The sequence below is a fragment of the Rhizobium sp. BK376 genome (assembly GCF_004341625.1).
Classification (GTDB): Bacteria; Pseudomonadota; Alphaproteobacteria; order Rhizobiales; family Rhizobiaceae; genus Rhizobium.
This window is the reverse complement of the sequence record NZ_SLZG01000011.1, coordinates 1-18,972: the sequence shown is the minus strand read 5'-3', so window position 1 is coordinate 18,972 and position 18,972 is coordinate 1. Positions and strand designations below refer to the sequence as shown.

18 protein-coding genes and 1 pseudogene are annotated in these 18,972 nt (G+C 59.9%); 5 read left to right on the top strand and 14 right to left on the bottom strand.

The genetic code is table 11. The features are described 5' to 3' along the window. The first annotated feature begins 104 nt into the window (after window positions 1-104). Together EV561_RS22660 and EV561_RS22655 are read left to right on the top strand one after the other, a co-directional pair. Window positions 105-1,337, top strand: a complete 1,233-nt coding sequence (locus EV561_RS22660; RefSeq protein ID WP_132524984.1) for a multidrug effflux MFS transporter — start codon at window positions 105-107, stop codon at window positions 1,335-1,337. Between the two features lie 12 nt (window positions 1,338-1,349). Continuing rightward, entirely contained in the window at window positions 1,350-2,630 is a 1,281-nt protein-coding gene (locus tag EV561_RS22655; protein WP_132524668.1) for a multidrug effflux MFS transporter, read from the top strand. A gap of 58 nt (window positions 2,631-2,688) precedes the next feature. Here the strand turns inward: EV561_RS22655 and EV561_RS22650 are convergent, their stop codons facing one another. The 13 genes from EV561_RS22650 to EV561_RS22590 form a co-directional block, all read right to left on the bottom strand. Next, the gene (locus EV561_RS22650; protein ID WP_132524666.1) at window positions 2,689-3,513 is read right to left on the bottom strand and encodes an inositol monophosphatase family protein; all 825 of its coding nucleotides are present in this window, start codon (window positions 3,511-3,513) and stop codon (window positions 2,689-2,691) included. Window positions 3,514-3,540: 27 nt separating this feature from the next. Then, window positions 3,541-4,368: an inositol monophosphatase gene (locus tag EV561_RS22645; RefSeq protein ID WP_132524664.1), complete on the bottom strand. Its 828-nt coding sequence runs from the start codon at window positions 4,366-4,368 to the stop codon at window positions 3,541-3,543. A 48-nt stretch (window positions 4,369-4,416) separates the two neighbouring features. Then, window positions 4,417-5,289 (bottom strand): tRNA 2-thiocytidine(32) synthetase TtcA, encoded by an 873-nt coding sequence (ttcA, locus tag EV561_RS22640; protein WP_132524662.1) that lies wholly within the window; start codon window positions 5,287-5,289, stop codon window positions 4,417-4,419. Window positions 5,290-5,360: 71 nt separating this feature from the next. After that, the gene (locus tag EV561_RS22635; protein WP_132524660.1) at window positions 5,361-6,287 is read right to left on the bottom strand and encodes a glutaminase; all 927 of its coding nucleotides are present in this window, start codon (window positions 6,285-6,287) and stop codon (window positions 5,361-5,363) included. A 71-nt stretch (window positions 6,288-6,358) separates the two neighbouring features. Further along, window positions 6,359-6,976, bottom strand: a complete 618-nt coding sequence (rpsD, locus tag EV561_RS22630) for a 30S ribosomal protein S4 (protein ID WP_132524658.1) — start codon at window positions 6,974-6,976, stop codon at window positions 6,359-6,361. A 253-nt stretch (window positions 6,977-7,229) separates the two neighbouring features. Beyond that, entirely contained in the window at window positions 7,230-8,651 is a 1,422-nt protein-coding gene (gene phoA, locus EV561_RS22625) for an alkaline phosphatase (RefSeq protein ID WP_207910575.1), read from the bottom strand. A 167-nt stretch (window positions 8,652-8,818) separates the two neighbouring features. After that, window positions 8,819-10,336: an ATP-binding protein gene (locus tag EV561_RS22620; protein ID WP_132524654.1), complete on the bottom strand. Its 1,518-nt coding sequence runs from the start codon at window positions 10,334-10,336 to the stop codon at window positions 8,819-8,821. A gap of 121 nt (window positions 10,337-10,457) precedes the next feature. Next, window positions 10,458-11,453 (bottom strand): GNAT family N-acetyltransferase, encoded by a 996-nt coding sequence (locus EV561_RS38550; RefSeq protein WP_348633749.1) that lies wholly within the window; start codon window positions 11,451-11,453, stop codon window positions 10,458-10,460. Continuing rightward, the gene (locus EV561_RS22610) at window positions 11,450-11,896 is read right to left on the bottom strand and encodes a GNAT family N-acetyltransferase (RefSeq protein WP_245512842.1); all 447 of its coding nucleotides are present in this window, start codon (window positions 11,894-11,896) and stop codon (window positions 11,450-11,452) included. The genes EV561_RS38550 and EV561_RS22610 overlap by 4 nt, the downstream gene beginning before the upstream one ends. A 27-nt stretch (window positions 11,897-11,923) precedes the next feature. Then, window positions 11,924-12,724 (bottom strand): glutamate racemase, encoded by an 801-nt coding sequence (murI, locus tag EV561_RS22605; RefSeq protein WP_132524650.1) that lies wholly within the window; start codon window positions 12,722-12,724, stop codon window positions 11,924-11,926. Continuing rightward, entirely contained in the window at window positions 12,705-13,535 is an 831-nt protein-coding gene (locus tag EV561_RS22600; RefSeq protein WP_132524648.1) for an RNA methyltransferase, read from the bottom strand. Before EV561_RS22600 ends, murI begins: the two co-directional genes overlap by 20 nt. An 87-nt stretch (window positions 13,536-13,622) precedes the next feature. Then, the gene (locus EV561_RS22595) at window positions 13,623-15,608 is read right to left on the bottom strand and encodes an FUSC family protein (RefSeq protein ID WP_132524646.1); all 1,986 of its coding nucleotides are present in this window, start codon (window positions 15,606-15,608) and stop codon (window positions 13,623-13,625) included. Between the two features lie 30 nt (window positions 15,609-15,638). Then, window positions 15,639-16,178, bottom strand: coding sequence for a hypothetical protein (locus EV561_RS22590; protein ID WP_132524644.1), 540 nt, complete (start codon window positions 16,176-16,178; stop codon window positions 15,639-15,641). 233 nt (window positions 16,179-16,411) lie between these two features. Here EV561_RS22590 and EV561_RS22585 point away from each other — a divergent pair, with 233 nt between their 5' ends. Both EV561_RS22585 and EV561_RS22580 read left to right on the top strand, forming a co-directional pair. Next, on the top strand, window positions 16,412-17,623 hold the full coding sequence (locus EV561_RS22585; RefSeq protein ID WP_132524642.1) for an NADP-dependent isocitrate dehydrogenase: 1,212 nt from the start codon (window positions 16,412-16,414) through the stop codon (window positions 17,621-17,623). Between the two features lie 95 nt (window positions 17,624-17,718). Beyond that, a complete protein-coding gene (locus EV561_RS22580; protein WP_132524640.1) occupies window positions 17,719-18,165 on the top strand; it encodes a GNAT family N-acetyltransferase in 447 nt (148 codons plus the stop codon). Here the strand turns inward: EV561_RS22580 and EV561_RS22575 are convergent. After that, window positions 18,140-18,328: pseudogene (locus tag EV561_RS22575) on the bottom strand (transposase); the annotation flags it as partial. The gene EV561_RS22580 and the pseudogene EV561_RS22575 sit on opposite strands and share 26 nt — an antisense overlap. A gap of 135 nt (window positions 18,329-18,463) precedes the next feature. On the opposite strand from EV561_RS22575, the gene EV561_RS22570 reads away from it, so the two are divergent. Continuing rightward, window positions 18,464-18,865, top strand: coding sequence for a hypothetical protein (locus EV561_RS22570; RefSeq protein ID WP_132524638.1), 402 nt, complete (start codon window positions 18,464-18,466; stop codon window positions 18,863-18,865). Window positions 18,866-18,972 lie beyond the last annotated feature (107 nt).

Genomic DNA, 18,972 nt, shown 5'->3' with positions numbered 1-18,972 from the left:
ACTGATTTGATAAGGCGCTGCCTTTTCCGGCAGCGCCTTGGCATGTTTATGGGAATACTACCGTGGCGAATTCTTCACAGGCCATGTCCGCTGGGCAACTGCCCATGGGCAAGCGCGAGTTCATTGCACTCGCAGCCTTTCTGATGGCGGTCAACTCTCTCGCGATCGACATCATGCTTCCAGCGCTGCAGCAGATCGGCGCCAGTCTTCAGGTCGATAACGAAAATCATCGGCAATATGTCGTAACCGCCTATCTCATCGGTTTCGGCTCGGCGCAGCTCTTTTATGGACCACTGTCGGACCGCTTCGGCAGGCGCATTCCGCTGCTGATCGGCCTTTTCATCTATGTCGTGTCCGCTTTCGGCATCGCTCTCATCCCCTCCTTTGCAGGACTTCTTATCCTGCGGCTGATCCAGGGGCTCGGCTCGGCGGCAACACGCGTCATCACGATTTCCATTGTTCGAGATGTTTTCGGCGGCCGTCAGATGGCCGAGGTCATGTCGCTAATCATGATGGTCTTCATGGTCGTCCCCGTCATCGCGCCTGGTACGGGCCAGGTCATCATGCTGTTCAGCACCTGGCACATGATTTTCGCCTTCATCGGCACCATGGCGACGCTGGTCGGCATCTGGATGTTCTTCCGCCTTCCCGAGACGCTGCGACCGGAAAACGTGCGCCCCTTCACCGCAAAATCGGTGCTGTCAGGCTTTGCTATCTTCCTGACGAACCGCGTCGCCCTCTGTTATACCATCGCTAGCACGTTCCTCTTCGGAGCGCTGTTCGGCTTCATCAACTCGGCGCAGCAGATCTACAACACCATCTATGGCCTCGGCGTCTATACACCGCTCGCCTTTGGTGGCGTCGCGCTGTTCATGGCCTTCTCATCCTTCATCAATTCACAGTTCGTCGGCCGCTTCGGCATGCGCAAGCTGTCACACTTCTCGCTGCTGGCCTTCATGGCGCTATCCTTCATCTGGCTGATGGTCCAGCTCTTCGGGCCACAGCCAATGCCCTTCCCTATCTTCATGGGGCTTTTCGCGCTGACCATGTTCCAGTTCGGCTGGATCGGCTCGAACTTCAATTCGCTGGCCATGGAGCCGCTCGGCCATGTCGCAGGAACGGCATCGTCAGTCCTCGGCTTCATGAGCACGGTCGGCGGCGCCCTTATTGGCGCTGTCATCGGCCAGTTCTATAATGGCACCGCAACGCCTATGGTGGCCGCTTATTTCTGTGTTTCGGTCGTCGGTCTGATCTTCGTGCTCATCGCGGAGCGCGGCAAGCTCTTCCGCCCGCAGAATGCACCACCGTCCTCCGATCCCTCTCTGGCAATGCACTGACTGGGGAAAGACATGAACCCGACGCAACTACATCAAGCGGAGCCCGCTGGCTCCGCTCGTATCGGTCTTGGCACCGTGGAATTCATCTTCACGATCGCCCTGATGACCGCAAGCATTGCAATCGCGATCGACAGCATGCTGCCGGCGCTGCCCAAGATCGGCCAGTCCCTGCATCTTGCGGATCCGAATGACGCACAGCTCGTCATCGGCGTCTATTTCCTCGGATTCGGGCTCTCGCAGCTGTTGTTCGGCAGCTTGTCCGACGCTTTTGGTCGACGTCCCATTCTTCTGGGCGGCCTCGCCTTCTACATGATCACGATGCTCGCTGCCGGATGGTCGACAAGCTTCACCATGCTATTGGTGCTGCGCTTTGCGCAGGGCTTCGGCGCGGCCGCCGTCCGCATCACCAGCATGGCGATCGTGCGGGACTGCTTCGGCGGCCGCGAGATGGCGCGCGTGATGTCCTTCGTTATGATCGTCTTCATGGTTTCGCCCATCCTCGCGCCAACCATCGGCCAGTTGGTCTCGAATTATGCCGGCTGGGAATGGATATTCATCCTGCTCGGCACGATCGGCGGTATCCTGTTCATCTGGGCGTTCGTGCGCATGCGGGAATCCCTGCCGAAGGAAGACAAGCTGCCCTTCTCGGTCGGATCGATCGCAAGCGGCTTCAAGACGGTCCTGACCAACCGCATCACCTGCGGCTACATGATGGGCATGACGCTCTATACCGGCGTCATCTGCGCCTATGTTGTGTCAGTGCAGCAGGTCTTCGGCGAGGTCTATGGCTTGGGTGAATGGATGCCGACCGCCTTTGCCGCAACGGCAGGCGGAATCGCCGTCGCGCAGTTCGCCAACGGCTTCCTGGTACGCGGCTTCGGCATGCGGCGCATGTCCCATGCAGCAATGCTCGTCTTCACAGCGCTTGCGATCGTTGGCTATGCGATTGCGCTCAGCGGCACACCGAGCTTCGTCTTCATCTATCTCCTAATAACGGTCATGCTGATGGCCTTTGCGATCGTCACCACGAATTTCATGGCGATCAGTCTCGAGCCTATGGGTCATCTGGCCGGAACGGCAACCGCCGTCACCGGCTTCGTCTCGACGACGGGCGGGGCACTGCTCGGCAGCGTGGTCGGCCGGATGTTTGATGGCACGGTCCTGCCGCTCTTCGGCGGCTTTGCCATTTTTGGAGCGCTCAGCGTCGCCTTCACGCTGTGGGCAGAGAACGGCAAGCTCTTCACCCATCCGGGAGACGATCCGCAGTTGGAAGCCGGCGCCGGTCATATATGAGAAAAGCCCGCCGAATTGCTTTCGGCGGGCTTTTTGCATGCTGCGATAACGCGTTTCGTCAGACCGTAAAGACTTCCCGCCGCAGAACGTCCCAGCTGGCCTTGTCAGGCGCGATCAGCAACCCGCCTTCGAGATGATGCGGGAGGTAAGCGCTTCCGTCGAAGCGTGCCGCATAGCCGCCAGCCTCCTGGGAGATCAACGTGCCTGCGAGATGATCCCAGGGCATCATCTTGTTGTACATCAGATAGTGCACGTGACCACCGGCGAAGGTACGGTATTCATGGGCCGCACAACGGTAGTTCGTGAGGAATCGCACCTTGGCGAGATTGCCAAGGATCTCGGCCTTCTTCTCCCCAGGCAGGTAGCCGGTTGAGGCCATGCCGACCATCTGGTCCAGAGCGACGGGGGCTGCAACGGAAAGACGCTCCGCCTCGCCGCTCGGCCGCTTCAGCCATGCACCACTGCCCTTTTCAGCCATGACCCAATCATCGCCCATGGGATCGAAGATGATGCCCGCGACTGTCTCGCCCTTGACGATAACGGATGCCATGACTCCGAAGGCTGGAATGCCCGAGGCAAAGTTGAATGTCCCGTCGACCGGATCGACGATGATGGCGAGATCGGAGCCTTCGATCCTTTTGAGAAGCGCCGGCTCGGCAGCAACGGATTCTTCCCCGACGAAGACTGCGTCAGGCCAGAGTCGTGCGACCTCGGCCTTGATCATCCGCTCGGCCTGCTCGTCGGCCTCCGTCACCAAATCGGTGGCCTCGGTCTTGGCACGGACGTCGCCGCCACCCAGCCGACGAAAACGCGGCAGGATCTCGGCCTGAGCCGCGCGGCGAAGAAGGTCTGCCAGGGCTGTTACGTCTACGGAAGCGGTCATTCCTTTATTCCCTTCAATAAGTCGAATTCAGATGCCGACGATTTCGCGCCGGATGATTTGCCAGCTCTCGCGATCCGGCGCTGAAATGATGCCGCCCAAGGTCTCGCCGGGCCGATAGGGAGAGCCGTCGAATTTCGCCGTATAGCCGCCCGCCTCCTGATGCGCGAGCACGCCGGCCAGATGATCCCAGGGCATCAGCTTGGAATGGCCGATGAAATGCATCTTGCCCGAGGCCACCATCCAATACTCGTATGCGGAGCAATTGAAGGAGAAGGTCATGCGCACCTTCGACATATTGGCGGCAATGCGCGAGCGGTCGGGTTCGTCCATATGCCCCCAGGATATGCCTCCGACCATTTGCGACAGATCGATCGCGTCCGCCACCTTCAACTTCGTCGACTGACCGTTCCTCCGATTGAGGTAGGTCCCCGCGCCCTTGATGGCGCTGAGCGTGTCGCCGAGAACAGGATCGTGGATGATGCCAGCGACGGTCTCGCCCTTCACGGCAACTGCAAGAATGGTCCCGAAAACAGGAAAGCCGCCCGCGAAGTTGAACGTGCCGTCTACGGGGTCGATCACAAAGGCAAGCTCGGCATCGGCCAGGGCCGGCACCACTGATTTATCGGCCTCATAGGCCTCTTCGCCAACGATCAGCGCGGAGGGAAAGCGCTCGCGCAGCATCGCCGTGATCCGCTTTTCGGCCAAGAGATCGGCCTCCGTCACGAGGTCGATTGCCGAGGTCTTTTCAGCGATATCCGCAACACCGAGATTGCGGAAACGCGGCATGATTTCAGCCTGCGCTGCTTCCTTGACGCAATCACCTAGAAATAGAATGTCCTTGTCCGAAATGCTCATGTGAAATCCAGCCCTTCATGCGAATAAAGACCGTGCATAGCCGGATTTTCATGAAGGATCGGTGACCGCAAGGCTCGAAAAATCAAAGAGTTTCGGATCGAGAAGATGCGACGGGTTAACATGCGCCAGAGCCCGCAGCATCGTGTCCTTGCGGCCCGGCATACGCCGCTCGATATCGGCGAGCATGTCCTTCATCGCGTTGCGCTGGAGGCCATCCTGTGAGCCGCAGAGATCGCAGGGAATGATCGGAAACTGCATGGCAACAGCGAACTTCGCCAGATCGTCCTCCGCCGCATAGGCAAGCGGCCGCAGCAGCATCAGATCGCCTTCGTCATTCAGGAGTTTCGCAGGCATGGAGGCCAGGCGACCGCCATGGAAGAAATTCATGAAGAAGGTCTCGAGGATATCTTCGCGATGGTGGCCAAGGACGAGCGCATCGCAGCCTTCCTCGCGGGCGATGCGATAGAGATTGCCGCGACGCAGGCGCGAACAGAGCGAGCAATAGGTCGCTCCTTCAGGCACCTTCTCCTTCACGATCGAATAGGTGTCGCGATACTCGATCCGATGCTTCACGCCGATCTTGGTGAGGTACTCTGGCAGGATGTGCTTGGGGAAATTCGGCTGGCCCTGATCCAGATTGCAGGCGACAAGCTCGACCGGCAGCAGACCGCGCCATTGCAGATCGAGCAGGATCGCAAGCAACCCGTAGGAATCCTTGCCACCTGAGAGGCCGACCAGCCAACGCTTCTGGCCCTTCAGCATGTCGAAATCGTCGAAGGCCTGGCGCACCTGCCGAAGCAAGCGCTTGCGCAGCTTGTTGAAGGAGACGGAGCGCGGTACGTCGGCAAAGAGCGGATGCAGCGCGGTTTCGCTCTCCTCGGAACCGAGATCGGTATCCCCAACATCAGCCGCAATGTTCATCTCGTCTTCCAATCAAACCGTCAGCAAAACCTGGCAAGCCCATAGCAGAAAGCGGCGCGCGAAGACACCACTCAATCGCCGAACACGGACCAGCCGGTACGCGCCGCAAGCAGCTCGAGCGCGACGGAGCCGAGTTGCGAATTTCCGACCTTGTTCAGCCCCGGCGACCAGACGCCGATGGAGGCGATTCCCGGCGCGACGGCCAGAATGCCGCCGCCGACGCCGCTCTTACCGGGCAGACCGACGCGATAGGCAAAATCGCCCGATCCGTCATAATGGCCGCACATCAACATCAGGGCATTGATACGACGCGCCCGCTTCGGCGAAACGACGGAATGGCCCGTCAGAGGATTGGTGCCCTGCGCGGCGAGATAGAGACCGGCGCGGGCAAGCTGAATGCAGCTCATCGATAGCGCGCACTGATGGAAATAGACGCCGAGCGTATGTTCGACGGGATGCTGGATATTGCCGTAGGCGCGCATGAAATTGGCAAGGGCGAAATTGCGAAATCCGGTCTCCGTCTCGGAGCGCGCAACCTTGTCGTCGATGACCACGGATTCGTCATCGGCGACATAGCGGACGAACCGCAGGAATTCGCCGATCGCCTCGCGCGGCGCATGGCCGGACAGCACGACATCGGTAACAGCAATGGCGCCGGCATTGATGAAAGGATTGCGCGGGATGCCTTCCTCGCGCTCGAGCTGGACGATGGAATTGAATGATGTGCCCGAGGGCTCCCGTCCGACCCGTTTCCACAGGCCTTCGCCGACCTTGCCGAGCGCCAGCGTCAGCATGAAGACCTTGGAGATGCTCTGGATCGAAAAACCCGTATCAGCGCTGCCGACGCTGTAGAGCTTACCGTCGGTCGTCGCGATCGCCATACCGAACTGATGGGGGTCGATCTTGGCGAGCTGTGGAATGTAATCCGCCACCTTGCCTTCACCAAGCCGTGGCGAAAGCTCTGCATAGATGCTGTCGAGAACTGCCTGCAAATCCATCCGTCACCCTCCGGATACGAAAAAGCCGCCCGAAATGAGCGGCTTTCCCATTTGCGAAACTGTATCCGCTATTAGCGCGAATAGAATTCGACGACCAGATGCGGTTCCATGACAACCGGATACGGAACGTCGCCGAGCGCCGGAACGCGAGCGAAGGTCGCAACCATCTTGTTGTGGTCGGCCTCGATATAGTCAGGAACGTCGCGTTCAGCGAGCGAAACGGCTTCGAGAACCGTAACGAGCTGCTTCGACTTCTGACGAACTTCGATAACGTCGCCGGCCTTGCAACGGTAGGAACCGATGTTGACGCGAACGCCGTTGACGGTGACGTGGCCATGGTTGACGAACTGACGGGCAGCAAAGACCGTCGGAACGAACTTGGCGCGATAGACGATTGCGTCGAGGCGCGATTCCAGAAGACCGATCAGGTTTTCCGAGGTATCGCCCTTGCGGCGGTCGGCTTCAGCGAAGATGGCGCGGAACTGCTTTTCGCGCAGGTCGCCGTAGTAACCCTTCAGCTTCTGCTTGGCGCGCAGCTGCACGCCGAAGTCCGAAAGCTTGCCCTTGCGGCGCTGGCCGTGCTGGCCCGGGCCGTATTCGCGACGGTTTACCGGGGACTTCGGACGGCCCCAGATGTTTTCGCCCATACGGCGGTCAATTTTGTACTTGGACGATTCGCGCTTGCTCATCGCATTTCCTTTCATAGTGTTGCACCGGTCTGTTGCCAAACCGGTTAAGGAAACACGCCCTCCTCTGAACTCTATTTCAGGAGTTCTGACAGGTCTCTCACGAAAGCGTTCGGAAAGGCCACGGGACATGTCAAATGAAACACCGGACATTTCTGCCCGGTGCTGGCGCGGTGTTTAGTTGCCCGTCATGAAAATGTCAACAGCAATAGCGGGCCATTCGCGAAGAGATCGGAAACGGCCCGCCGGGCTGTTCCTACTTCAGCTCGAGCGCATCCCGGATCGTATAGAACAGATCGGTCTGGTCGGTCAGGCCGGTCACGTTGGCTGCTCTCGGACCATAGGCGGCGATGCGCAGCTGCGAGCCCGTATGTCCCTGGTCGTCGACATCGTCGGAATTGCCGTAGCTGACGGCCATGACCGCACCATCCTTCGTCATCAGCGCTTCGGTCAAGCCCGGGGCCTTGGCTTCGGCGTCGATGATCTGGCTGGCATGGGCGTGGTCGGCGGTGACCACAACGAGCGTATTGCCGTTCGCGCGCGCGAACTTCAAGGCTTCCTGAACGGCTTCGTCGAGATCGACGGTTTCGCCGATCTGGCCGCAGGGATTGGCGGCATGGTCCTGCTTGTCGATCGACGCGCCTTCGACCTGAAGGAAGAAGCCCTTCGGGTTGGCGCTGAGCAGTTCAATCGCCTTGGTCGTCATCTGGGCGAGCGTCGGGGTTTCAGCCGTGCGCTTGGAGTTCGGCTGGCAGACGACAGCTTCCTTCTCGACATTGCCGTAATGGCTCGCCTTCGGCCCTTCCCAGCGGACCGGCATATTGCCTGGCGCAAAGAGGCCGAGCAGGGGAGCCTTGTCGTCGGCCTGCTTCACGGCCTGCAGATCGGCAAGGTTTTCGACGATCTTGAAGCCGCGGGCTTCAGCCTGCTCACGCAGGGTCTTGTCCTTCCAGTCGCCTGCCTTTGCAGTCTCGCCGAAGCTCTTGGCGCCGCCGCCGAGCGTGACATCGGCGCGCGCGTTCAGCAGCTGCTCGCTGATCGAGCCCTTGCCGCCGTTTTCGAGTGCGTTGGAAGCGCACAGCTTCGTCGTTGCTTCCGGACCGTAGCATTTGCGGTTCGTCACATGCGCGATCTGAACGGCCGGAGTGGCATCCTGCAGTTCAGCCGTCGAAACGTCGCCGGTGGCAAGACCAGCGGCATTGGCCTTTTCGATCAGCGTCTCGTGGGCCGTTTCCTTTATATCGACGCCGATCGCGCCGTTATAGGATTTCACGCCCGTCGCCCACGCCGTCCCCGAAGCGGCGGAGTCGGTGACATAGGTCGGCTTGCCGGTCTTCTTGTCGAGCGAATAATGCGTGTACTGGCCGGTGATCGGCAGCGCGTCGATCCCGCGGAAAAACTGGCCGGCGCCACGCGCGTAGTTGCGCGCAATGGTGATTTCGGAATCGCCCATGCCATCGCCGATCAGCAGAATGACATTCTTCGGACGACCGTCCACGATGGAAGCGCGGAAGGCTTCAGTAATATCACCGGTCAGGCGACGAGCGCCGCCGGGCTCGCTGACGTCACCCTGAGCAGCGCGTTCCAGCAGCTTGTCTGCGGCCTCGTCGGCATGTGCCTGCGCGGCCATGAGCGTCAGAGCGGATGCGGCAAGAAAAAGCGAAAAATAGCGTCTGATGTCGTTCTGCATTGTTGAATATCCCCACCTGTTACAACGTGCACCGAACCCCCGGGGCACGCTAAAGTTATCCATGCGGGGTTTGAAGTGCATATGACAGATGAGTGAAATACTCCACTTTAATCCGTGACAGGCACATCGCGATTGGCGACGAGAGGGCTGACCGGTTACTCGGCCGCCGCCTGCTCAGCCACGCCGGCATCCGGCGCATTGGGGTCGCCGGGCGCGGTCTGGCAGTCCATATCCGGAAAGGCAACGATGCGCTTTCCCGAGAAATCGGTGTGGACCACAACACTGCCCTGCTCCTCGAAATAGCCGAGGAGACGGCGGGCGCGCCGAGCGGAATGCGTTCCATAGGCGCGTGCGATGCGGGCATCGGAGGGGCACGGCTCGCCGCAGACGGCCGCCTTTGCGAGCATCAGAAAGACGCCTTGCAGATCGTCCGTCACCCTGCTCGACAACGAAAGGGCAAGGTTCCAGACCTCTGTCTCCGCCGTTGCAGCATCGACGCCGGAACGGGAGACTGCCACCCTGCGCCGGAATTCCGGCAGCGACATCGGCGGGCCGGGAACGCGGCGCATGCGCAAGCGAACGAGGAATTCCTGGTAAAGCACAGAATCCGTTCTGAAAGCCGCACCTGGATCATCCAGAATTTCGGAGAGCACAGCGCCCAGCCGCTCCTCGCGTTCCTCTTCCGACAATTCGACCTGGCTTGCCCGCGTCTCGACAGGGGCAGCAGTCGCGGCCGGGGCCGATCGGGACAATTCGGCAAGGATATCGGTCGTCGGCCGTGGCGCGGGTGGCGCGCGCCGAACGACCGGCCTGGTGAATTCTTCCGGATCGGGTGTGAAGATCAGATCTTCCACATCCTGCGGCGCATCGGGCAAAGGCATCAGCTTGGGACTGGAGGAGCGCGCTGATGTCTCGACCGAGCCGATCTGGATCGGCAGCGGCCGGCGCGACAAGGCCGGCCCGAGCGCAACGAAATTGCCGCGCTTCAAGTCGCGGAACATCTCCGCCTGCCGACGATCCATGCCGAGCAGGTCGGCGGCACGGGCCATGTCGATATCGAGGAAGGTACGGCCCATCAGGAAGTTCGACGCTTCGGCCGCGACGTTCTTGGCAAGCTTTGCCAGGCGCTGCGTCGCGATGACGCCGGCCAATCCTCGCTTGCGGCCTCGGCACATCAGGTTGGTCATCGCGCCAAGCGACATCTTGCGTGCGTCTTCAGAAATGTCTCCGCCGACCGAGGGCGCAAACATCTGCGCTTCATCGACCACGACCAGCACCGGATACCAATATTCGCGATCGGCATCGAACATGCCGTTGAGGAATGCCGCGGCAGCGCGCATCTGCTGCTCAATATCAAGCCCCTCAAGCGTCAGGACGCAGGAGACACGGTGCTGGCGGATGCGGTTGGCAATGCCGGCAAGCTCTGCCTCAGTGCGTTCGCCATCGACGACAATATGCCCGAACTTGTCGGCCAAAGTGACGAAGTCGCCTTCGGGATCGATGATGACCTGCTGCACCCATTGGGCGGATTGTTCCAGCAGGCGGCGCAACAAATGCGATTTACCCGAACCGGAATTGCCCTGCACGAGCAGACGGGTGGCGAGCAGCTCCTCGATATCGAGCGTCGCCGGGCTGTTGCCGGACGCCAATCCCATATCGATACCTACCTGCAATGCCTGACCTCTTCCGAATTGGACTCAGATGCGCGAACGCTCATTTTCCAGAAATGTTACGCTGTCGTCTATCAGAGATTTTGCGGGCTTTCGCGGCTGGATTTGAGAAACCCACAAAGGATTATTCGTTGTCCGGCAGATGCTTGCTCATGTGCACGATGACGCCGCCTTTGAACGGCTCCTCGCCATCGACGGAATAGCCGAGCTTCCGGTAAAGCGCGATATTTTCGGCGAACAACTGGTTCGTATAGAGCTTGATCGCACAGAGATTCAGACCGGCGGCAATGTCCTCGGCGTGCTGCATCAGCCGACGTCCATATCCCCGCCCCTGAAACCGCGGCGAGACGGCGATGTTCTCGATCAGAAGATGTCCCTCGTCGGCGACCATCTCGATCAGCGCCGCAAGCCCGCTCCCTGCATAGAGCAGGTCGATCAGATGATGCCGGACCGCCTGCTCATAGTCCGCCGTCATTGGCAACGGCTCACGCCCGATCAGCGGCACCCATTTTGTGTAAGCGGCGCGCGTCAGCTCACGGATTGCAGCAGCATCAGCAACATCCGCCCGCCGGATTTCCGGCTCAAGCAAATTGTCACTCACTGGAGACCCAGGGCTCTGAAAGCGCTCCAGCAGGTAGGCCAAACAATCGTCCAGGTCGCGGTCAGACGTATCCAATATCTCGCAGCCGCTTTGCTGGGCTTCCGCTCGCAGATATGCCGCCCAGGTCATCATGTCGGGATTTGCCAGTTCCGGCTGTGCCCGATCCACCGAAAGCCGCCGCGTTCTCGTCGCATCGTCGCAATCGACGAGAATAGGCACATAAGGGAGCCCTCCAGCGGCTGCAGCACTTTCCGCAAGAAAGGACAGGCGCGTCTGCCCTTCGAACAATATGTGCAGCCCGTCCTTCGCCATGTCAGCGAGCCGGCGCATCCATTCGACGGTGGCCGCACGTTGCCATGCTTCGGGCGATCCATGCACGGCAGTCATTTCCTGGACGGACGGGACGCCGATCGAATCGAAATGGAGAACATCAACTTCATCTCGCCAACGCTCGCTGATAGCCTTGGCAAGTGTCGTCTTACCCGATCCGGAAGCGCCGATGAGAATGATAAGCGTCACAGCCGATGCCTCTCCGCATCCCAACGATAGAGCACGTCCGGCTCACGCTCCTCGTTCCCGGATCCATCCGTTTCCTCTATCGAAACAAATCCATGCCTCTCGTAGAAACGGCGTGCACCGACGTTCTTTTGGAAGGTCCACAGCAACAATTTCCGCTGTGCGGATTTGGCGATGTCAAGCAACATCGTGCCCACGCCTTTTGCCTGCGCGACCGGCAGGATATAGAGCTGCTCGATCCAGTCCTGGCGAAAAGCGATGACACCGACAAGTCCATTGCCGTCTTCGGCGCCCCATACCTCGCATTCAGCAAAGACGATATCGTTCCAGAAGGCACAATCCTCGTCGGGCGTATCCAGGCCGGCAAGCCAGGGAAGACGCTGGTCGAACGCTGCGCGATGCACGATCGCTGCCGCTGCCATCTCGGCGCGCGCAAGCCTCCGCATGGTGATTTGCTCCCTCGCAGCCATCGCCTACGCCCTGAGCCCGAAGCCCTGCATCAGCCGCCTGGTCGGAAAATCTGGCATGCCTGACGTGAACACCGAGAAATCGGAGTTTTCGGCATGCACCGCATCGGCAACCAGCGGCACGAGGCTGCGAGCGCGGCGGGCGATCGCCTCGGCGGGATCGAGCCAATCCACTGGCCAGGGCGCCAGTCGTCGAAACAGATTGGCCATGAAGGGATAATGCGTGCAGGCAAGCACGACGATGTCGGTCTTGCCGCCATCCTTCTCGACAAAACATTGGTCGATTTCAGCAAGAACGGCCTCGTCGGAGACGGTCTCGCCGCGAATGTAAGCCTCGGCCATCCGCGCAAGATTTTCCGATCCGACGAGGCGCACATGGCATTGCGTCGCAAAGGACTGGATCAGGTCGCGAGTATAGGCGCGCTTCACGGTTCCAGGCGTCGCAAGAACCGAGACGAGGCCCGACCGCGTCCGCTCCGCCGCCGGCTTGATCGCCGGCACCGTGCCGACGAAGGTCATCTGCGGAAAGGCTGCCCGCAGATCTGCTCCGACAAGCGTGAAGGCCGTGTTGCAGGCGATGATGCATATCTCCGGATCATAGTCTTGCAGCAGCTTGCCGAAGAGCCCGATGATGCGCTCCTTCAGCGCCTGCTCCTCCCAGCTTCCGTACGGAAAGCCGGCATCGTCAGCGACATAGATGAAACTGCGCTCCGGCATCAGCACGCGCGCTTCGCGCAGCACGGTCAGGCCGCCGATACCGGAATCGAAGACCAGAACGGGTTTCAGCTCATTCGCTGCTGCTGTCATCGCCTTTGGCTTCCTTGCGCTTTGCCGGTGAGCCGCTGCCGCGCGGAGCTTTGCGCGAGAAACGGTCGAGTGAGGAGATGACGCCGCGCATCACGCTGATTTCCTGCTCCGTGAAAGCCCGGCGGGAGAGAACGGCCCTGAGATTGTCCACCATTTTTGGCTTTTTCCCGGCAGGGTGGAAATAATTGCGGGCGTCGAGCGCCTCTTCCAGCTGGTCGAAAAGACCGAACAGTTGGTCCTTGGTTGAAGGTCGCTGCTCGACCGCCTGAAACGGCACAGCGGAGAGATCCTCCATCCCGGATTTCATCCACTCATAGGACATCAGCAACACCGCCTGGGCGATGTTCAGCGAGGCGAAAGCGGGATTGACGGGGAAAGTGACGATCTCGTCGGCGAGCGCCACTTCTTCGTTGTTCAGTCCCCAGCGCTCGCGGCCAAAAAGGATGCCGGTCCCCTCGCCCGCCGCAAATTTCGCACGCAGGGTCTGTGCAGCAACAACCGGCGAGCGCACCGGCTTGTAGCCGTCACGCGAGCGTGCGGTCGTGGCATAGACGAAGTTAAGGTCGGCAATCGCCTGCTCGACCGTGTCGAACACGCGGGTGGCCTCGATCACATGGTCTGCCTTGGAGGCAGCGGCCTGCGCCTTCTCGTTTGGCCAGCCGTCGCGCGGATTGACGAGACGCAGGTCCGCCAGTCCGAAATTCGCCATGGCGCGCGCCACCATCCCGATATTCTCGCCCATTTGGGGTTCCACCAGAATGATCGCCGGCCCTTCGGCCAAAAGTTGAAGCTCGCTGTTCGTGCCTGCCATGAAGTCCGTCCTTTGCCGCCATCAAGGCGCATTCGCCCCGGAAATAACGGCGCTTAGCGCAATCGGCAAGGCCCGATCACGGCCAGATCACGGATAGAGGCGATCCAGCATGGAGCCGACCATCTCCACCCCGAGACGTTTTCCATGACGCGACAGCGGCAGATTTTGACCGGCCGTCCGTGGTGTCTTGCGCTGCACGAAGAAACAGTCCGACCCCTTCGGCGCGATCGCATCAATACGTTTCAGGTTCTCCTCGAGGCTTTTCCTGATCTCGCCGTCCGGATCATCGCGGGAGTCGACGATGTTTCGGGCGAAAATCCGGCCCCAATAGGTACAGGCCATGAAGATCGCCAGGGTCTGGCGGATATGGCCGGGTCGCTTGACCACATACCAGGAGGCGCCAAGCGGTCGCGCGGCCGTGGCAACATCGCGATAGGCAGCATCGAGCTTCTGCGAGAGCTGAATGATTTCCATTCCCGATCCGTTGCCGAAGGCTGCGTTCAAAAGCGCCCGCAATGCGTCGAACCATTTGAGCAGGGCAGTATCGAGAATGCTCCTCGTCTTGGCCGGGAAGACGAAAAAGGCAACGAGCGTTCCTGTCACTGCGCCGAGGATGGTCTCCTCCACCCGCAGATCCAGAAGGTGGAACGAGAGCGCCCCGGTCATCCCGTAGATCAGACAGAGGACGATGGTGATGAAGAAAGTCATCGCCCCGTAGGAGATTTGCAGGAAATAAAAGGCAAGGAAGATGGAGATCACCGACAGGACAATGGCGGCGGCCATATGTCCTTCCACCAGAGCCGCCAGAAGCATCCCGATCACAATGCCAAGCACAGTCCCCACGGACCGCTGCATCGCCCGCACGGCGGTATCGCCCCGCGAGCTGGTATTGTTGAAAACGAGGAAGGCCGTAAGCACGGCCCAGAACCAGCGTTCGCGCGACAGCATCAGACCCAGGATCATCGCAATGCTGGTCGCAAGCGTAATCTGCAGGGAGGACCGCGTCGCCGGGTCGTCGAGTGAGAATTTCGGCCATGTCACGGGCGTGCTGCTTGCCGCCTGCGAAGCCTCCAGAGCGCGAAAACCGGTGCCGCGGCCGCGCTGGATCAATTCGCCAAGCGCATTGCGCGCCTCATCAAGCCAGATCAGCGCTCGCGCCGTCTCCGCCCCGTCCTTGTCCTCCATGCTCTCGCAACTATCGATCTCGCGTCGCAGCAAGGCCTCGTCATGATCGATCACGGAATGAACAAGTGCGAAGGATGGCGGAGCGTGCTGGCTAAGAACGATGACGCTCTCGGCGGCGAGGTGAATGTCGAACAGCCGCATTGCGACCTCGGCATCGGGCGAGTCGACGCTGGACGCGCTGTCCGCAGGCTTGGGCACAAAGCTCTCCGCCATGAGAACGGCTTCCTTCAACCGCTCTTCCGATTGCGTCAATGCCCTGCGCTCACCGTCGGAAAGTTTCCCATCGGAGACTGCGGCCGCAAGCTCGACAAGAATCTGGTTCACCCTTCCGCGCACGCTCTCCAGCGCCCGCAGCAGATCACGCCGCCAGTCATCGGGCAGGAGCCATATGCGCACGGCGTGGGCTACGAGGACAGCGACGACGGAACCGAAGGCAACAAGCGGTATCTCCGCAAGTTTCGGCTGAAAATACGCGCCCATGAAATAGGACATGAAGGCAAACATGCCGACGGCATTCCAGCGCACGCCGATCGCCCGCCCCCAGCTGGCAGCAAAAATTATGAGAAGAAATACGAAATCGGAAATATAGCGGTGATCGACAAACAGGGCGGCGAGGATCACCACCACAATGCTGGCGACACAGCCGAGCAGCCTCGTGACCAATTGCTGTGAGGGCAGCGTATCCCGCACGGTCAGCCCGCCCTGGATCGAAAGCAATATGCCGAGCGCATAGGTGATCGTCGGAAGCGGCACGATAGCGATATGGATCGCAAACAGGATGACGAACGAAAAGGCGATCGTCAGCGTCACCCGCGTGGCCTGGCGAAGCCGCGAAAAGGCCGGGTCATTGGCGGCCAGCCAATCGCGAAGCTGATGACCGAGGTGCATACCCGTCCTTCATTGAGGGGGAGGAAAAGGCTATTGCTGTTGCTGCTTCACGATTGCCTGCATTGCATCCTTGAGTGAACTGACATTGCCGCTGTCATCCGTCGTCATGATATCGTCGATAACGGCCTTGCCACCCTCTTCGAGGACTTCGAAACGAACGCTCGTATAGGCCTGGTATTGCGGATCCGTTCCCATGCAGGTCGATTTCTTGAACTGGGCGACCACTTCCGTCTTGCCGTTAGATGGCGCTTGCGGCGAGATGGTCAAATCTTCCAGCGGGCAGGCATCCTCCCCGCCGACGATCACATCGTAATCGAAGGGCGAGATGCCGTCCTCGTCGACCGCCGGAAACTGCGCGGCCGCCTTGTATTTCTCAATGAAATCCTTGCTGTAAAGCTGGTTGAGCTTGGATTCCTCGAAAATGTCCTGCCAGTCGCTGTCACCGCCCGCCCAGTTGGCGACGGTCGCGTCCATGACGGCTTTGACAGGTGCCACAGCGTCTGCGGCAATCGCTCCGGAGGCCAGCGAGACGAATAGGCCAAGGGCGGCCGCGGACAGTAATTTGCGCATGACGGGTATCCGTGAATGGTCCAAGCACTTGCGCGCGAGATTATCCGCATCCGCCGCTTTGGCAATGGCGCCCAGTCGAAAAATGCCATGGCAGTTCGAGGGAATGTGAAGAGCAAAAAGGTCGATCCGACGCCTCTAGCGGCTTTGCGTTCCAGGCACACGGTGCTATAGCGCCATGGACTTCATTCCCACTCCCCGGGACATTGGTCCCATCAGCAGAACGAGGCAGATACATGAAGAAGATCAAGGTCGCTAACCCCGTAGCCGATCTCGACGGCGACGAAATGACTCGCATCATCTGGCAGCTTATCAAGGACAAGCTGATCCATCCCTATCTCGACCTCGATATCGACTACTACGACCTTTCCGTCGAGAATCGCGACGCCACCAACGACCAGGTAACGGTCGACGCCGCCAACGCCATCAAGAAGCACGGCGTCGGCATCAAGTGCGCGACGATCACCCCGGACGAAGACCGCGTCAAGGAATTCAACCTCAAGCAGATGTGGAAGAGCCCGAACGGCACGATCCGCAACATCCTCGGTGGCGTCATCTTCCGCGAACCGATCATCTGCCAGAACGTTCCGCGCCTCGTTCCCGGCTGGACCAAGCCGATCGTCGTCGGCCGTCATGCCTTCGGCGACCAGTATCGCGCCACCGACTTCAAATTCCCGGGCAAAGGCAAGCTGACGATCAAGTTCGTCGGTGAAGATGGTCAGGTCATCGAGAAGGAAGTGTTCGACGCTCCGGGCGCCGGCGTTGCAATGGCCATGTACAACCTCGACGAGTCGATCCGCGAATTCGCCCGCGCCTCGATGATGTACGGCCTGATGCGCAAGTGGCCGGTCTACCTGTCGACCAAGAACACCATCCTCAAGGCCTATGACGGCCGCTTCAAGGACATCTTCCAGGAAGTCTACGAAGCTGAATTCCAGGATCAGTTCAAGGAAATCGGCATCACCTACGAACACCGCCTGATCGACGACATGGTCGCTTCGGCGCTGAAGTGGTCCGGCGGCTACGTCTGGGCCTGCAAGAACTACGATGGCGACGTCCAGTCCGACACGGTAGCTCAGGGCTTCGGCTCGCTCGGCCTGATGACCTCGGTTCTCCTGACGCCTGATGGCAAGACGGTTGAAGCCGAAGCTGCTCACGGCACGGTTACCCGCCACTACCGCCAGCACCAGAAGGGCCAGGAAACCTCGACGAACTCGATCGCTTCGATTTTCGCCTGGACCCGCGGCCTCGCACACCGCGCCAAACTGGACGACAATGCCGAACTGGCCAAGTTCGCCTCCACGCTGGAAAAGGTCTGCGTCGACACCGTCGAATCCGGCTTCATGACGAAGGACCTGGCGCTGCTGATCGGCCCCGATCAGCCGTGGCTCTCCACGACAGCCTTCCTCGACAAGATCGACGAGAACCTCCAGAAGGCCATGGCCTGATTGGGGCTGGCCTGATTGGGCCGGCATCTCAGGAAACATCTGACGGCGGGGCTCTCCCGCCGTTTTCTTTTGGGCATCAGCCGCGAGGTATTTTCATGACCACGACGATTCGCCCGCTTCAGCCATCGGACCGCGCCGCCTGGCAGCCTCTCTGGGAAGGCTACCAGCGCTTCTACGAGGTCGAAATCCCGACTGAAACGACGGACCGGACCTGGGCACGCTTCCACGACGCATCCGAGCCGATGCACGCGCTGGGCGCATTCGACGACGAGAACCGACTTGTCGGCATTGTGCACGCGATCTTCCATCGCTCCACCTGGCTGCCCGATTGGACATGCTATCTGCAGGACCTCTATGTCGACGCAAGCCAGCGTGGCCGCGGCACGGGGGCAGCGCTGATCGAGGCGGTGGCAGATTTGGCGAGAGCCAACAAGGCAGGCCGCCTTTATTGGACGACGCATGAAACCAACGTCACCGCCCAGAGACTTTACGACCACATCGCCGCGCGCTCCGGATTCATTCAATATCGGAAGCCGCTCTGACTAGAGCTGTAAACTCATAAACTCGAAGCCACAGTCGCACTGAAGCAAGTTGGACCACAGCTAAGAAGTTTTCGGCCAGCTTGTCGTAGCGTGTGGCAATCCTGCGGAAGTGCTTGAGTTTGGAGAAGAAGCGCTCGATCAGGTCCCGTTTGCGGTAAAGCAATGTGCTGAAGAGAGGTCTGATCCCAAATTGGGCAGCAGCGGTTCGATTACGCGCCACTCGAAGTCAGTCAAATCATATCGGCTCATGCCACCGTTGAATCAGACTTTAAACATTTGTGTAAGAGGAGGCGCACATTTGACAGGCAACGGCCCCATGCATCACACTTCCGGCATGAGCAAGTCTTGGGATGATATTATTGTAAAACTTCGCGAGAAGCAGGGGCTCGAAGGGCGAGAATTTCAAACTGCGCTATCGGGGGTCGCTCAAGTCGCAAGCTTGATTGCGGAGGGGCCGCTCAACTCCGTACTGTTCGGATGGACCTCGATGCACGACCTGTGTGTCCAGCAAACTGATACAACTCCTTACAGCGGGCCATATCTTCGTATTTCGCCCTTGCCTTCCGGCTCCGTTGAATTTCGCTACGTCGATACCGGCATTGCCAAGAGACAATGGACGCGAGTGGAATCCGCCGGCCGAGCTGCCAGACGGTTTACCGCTTTTGTCGAGCAACTCCGTTGGGATGTATCGGGTTTATGAGTTCGCGACCTAGCACTACTTTGGCAGATTAACTCTCAGGTAACGATGATCGGCCATCCTTGGCATTCCAACGAGGGTGCATGGGATGGCAGAGCAGCATGTTGCAT

Bases quoted from the DNA above. Each gene is read 5' to 3' on its own strand.
- EV561_RS22645 (WP_132524664.1), bottom strand. From the start codon at position 4,368: ATGAGCATTTCGGACAAGGACATTCTATTTCTAGGTGATTGCGTCAAG.
- EV561_RS22580 (WP_132524640.1), top strand. From the start codon at position 17,719: ATGACCACGACGATTCGCCCGCTTCAGCCATCGGACCGCGCCGCCTGG.
- EV561_RS22635 (WP_132524660.1), bottom strand. From the start codon at position 6,287: ATGGATTTGCAGGCAGTTCTCGACAGCATCTATGCAGAGCTTTCGCCA.
- EV561_RS22660 (WP_132524984.1), top strand. From the start codon at position 105: ATGGGCAAGCGCGAGTTCATTGCACTCGCAGCCTTTCTGATGGCGGTC.
- EV561_RS22585 (WP_132524642.1), top strand. From the start codon at position 16,412: ATGAAGAAGATCAAGGTCGCTAACCCCGTAGCCGATCTCGACGGCGAC.
- rpsD (WP_132524658.1), bottom strand. From the start codon at position 6,976: ATGAGCAAGCGCGAATCGTCCAAGTACAAAATTGACCGCCGTATGGGC.
- EV561_RS22595 (WP_132524646.1), bottom strand. From the start codon at position 15,608: ATGCACCTCGGTCATCAGCTTCGCGATTGGCTGGCCGCCAATGACCCG.
- murI (WP_132524650.1), bottom strand. From the start codon at position 12,724: ATGACAGCAGCAGCGAATGAGCTGAAACCCGTTCTGGTCTTCGATTCC.
- EV561_RS22590 (WP_132524644.1), bottom strand. From the start codon at position 16,178: ATGCGCAAATTACTGTCCGCGGCCGCCCTTGGCCTATTCGTCTCGCTG.
- EV561_RS22655 (WP_132524668.1), top strand. From the start codon at position 1,350: ATGAACCCGACGCAACTACATCAAGCGGAGCCCGCTGGCTCCGCTCGT.
- ttcA (WP_132524662.1), bottom strand. From the start codon at position 5,289: ATGAACATTGCGGCTGATGTTGGGGATACCGATCTCGGTTCCGAGGAG.
- EV561_RS22650 (WP_132524666.1), bottom strand. From the start codon at position 3,513: ATGACCGCTTCCGTAGACGTAACAGCCCTGGCAGACCTTCTTCGCCGC.
- EV561_RS22600 (WP_132524648.1), bottom strand. From the start codon at position 13,535: ATGGCAGGCACGAACAGCGAGCTTCAACTTTTGGCCGAAGGGCCGGCG.
- EV561_RS22610 (WP_245512842.1), bottom strand. From the start codon at position 11,896: ATGCGGAGGCTTGCGCGCGCCGAGATGGCAGCGGCAGCGATCGTGCAT.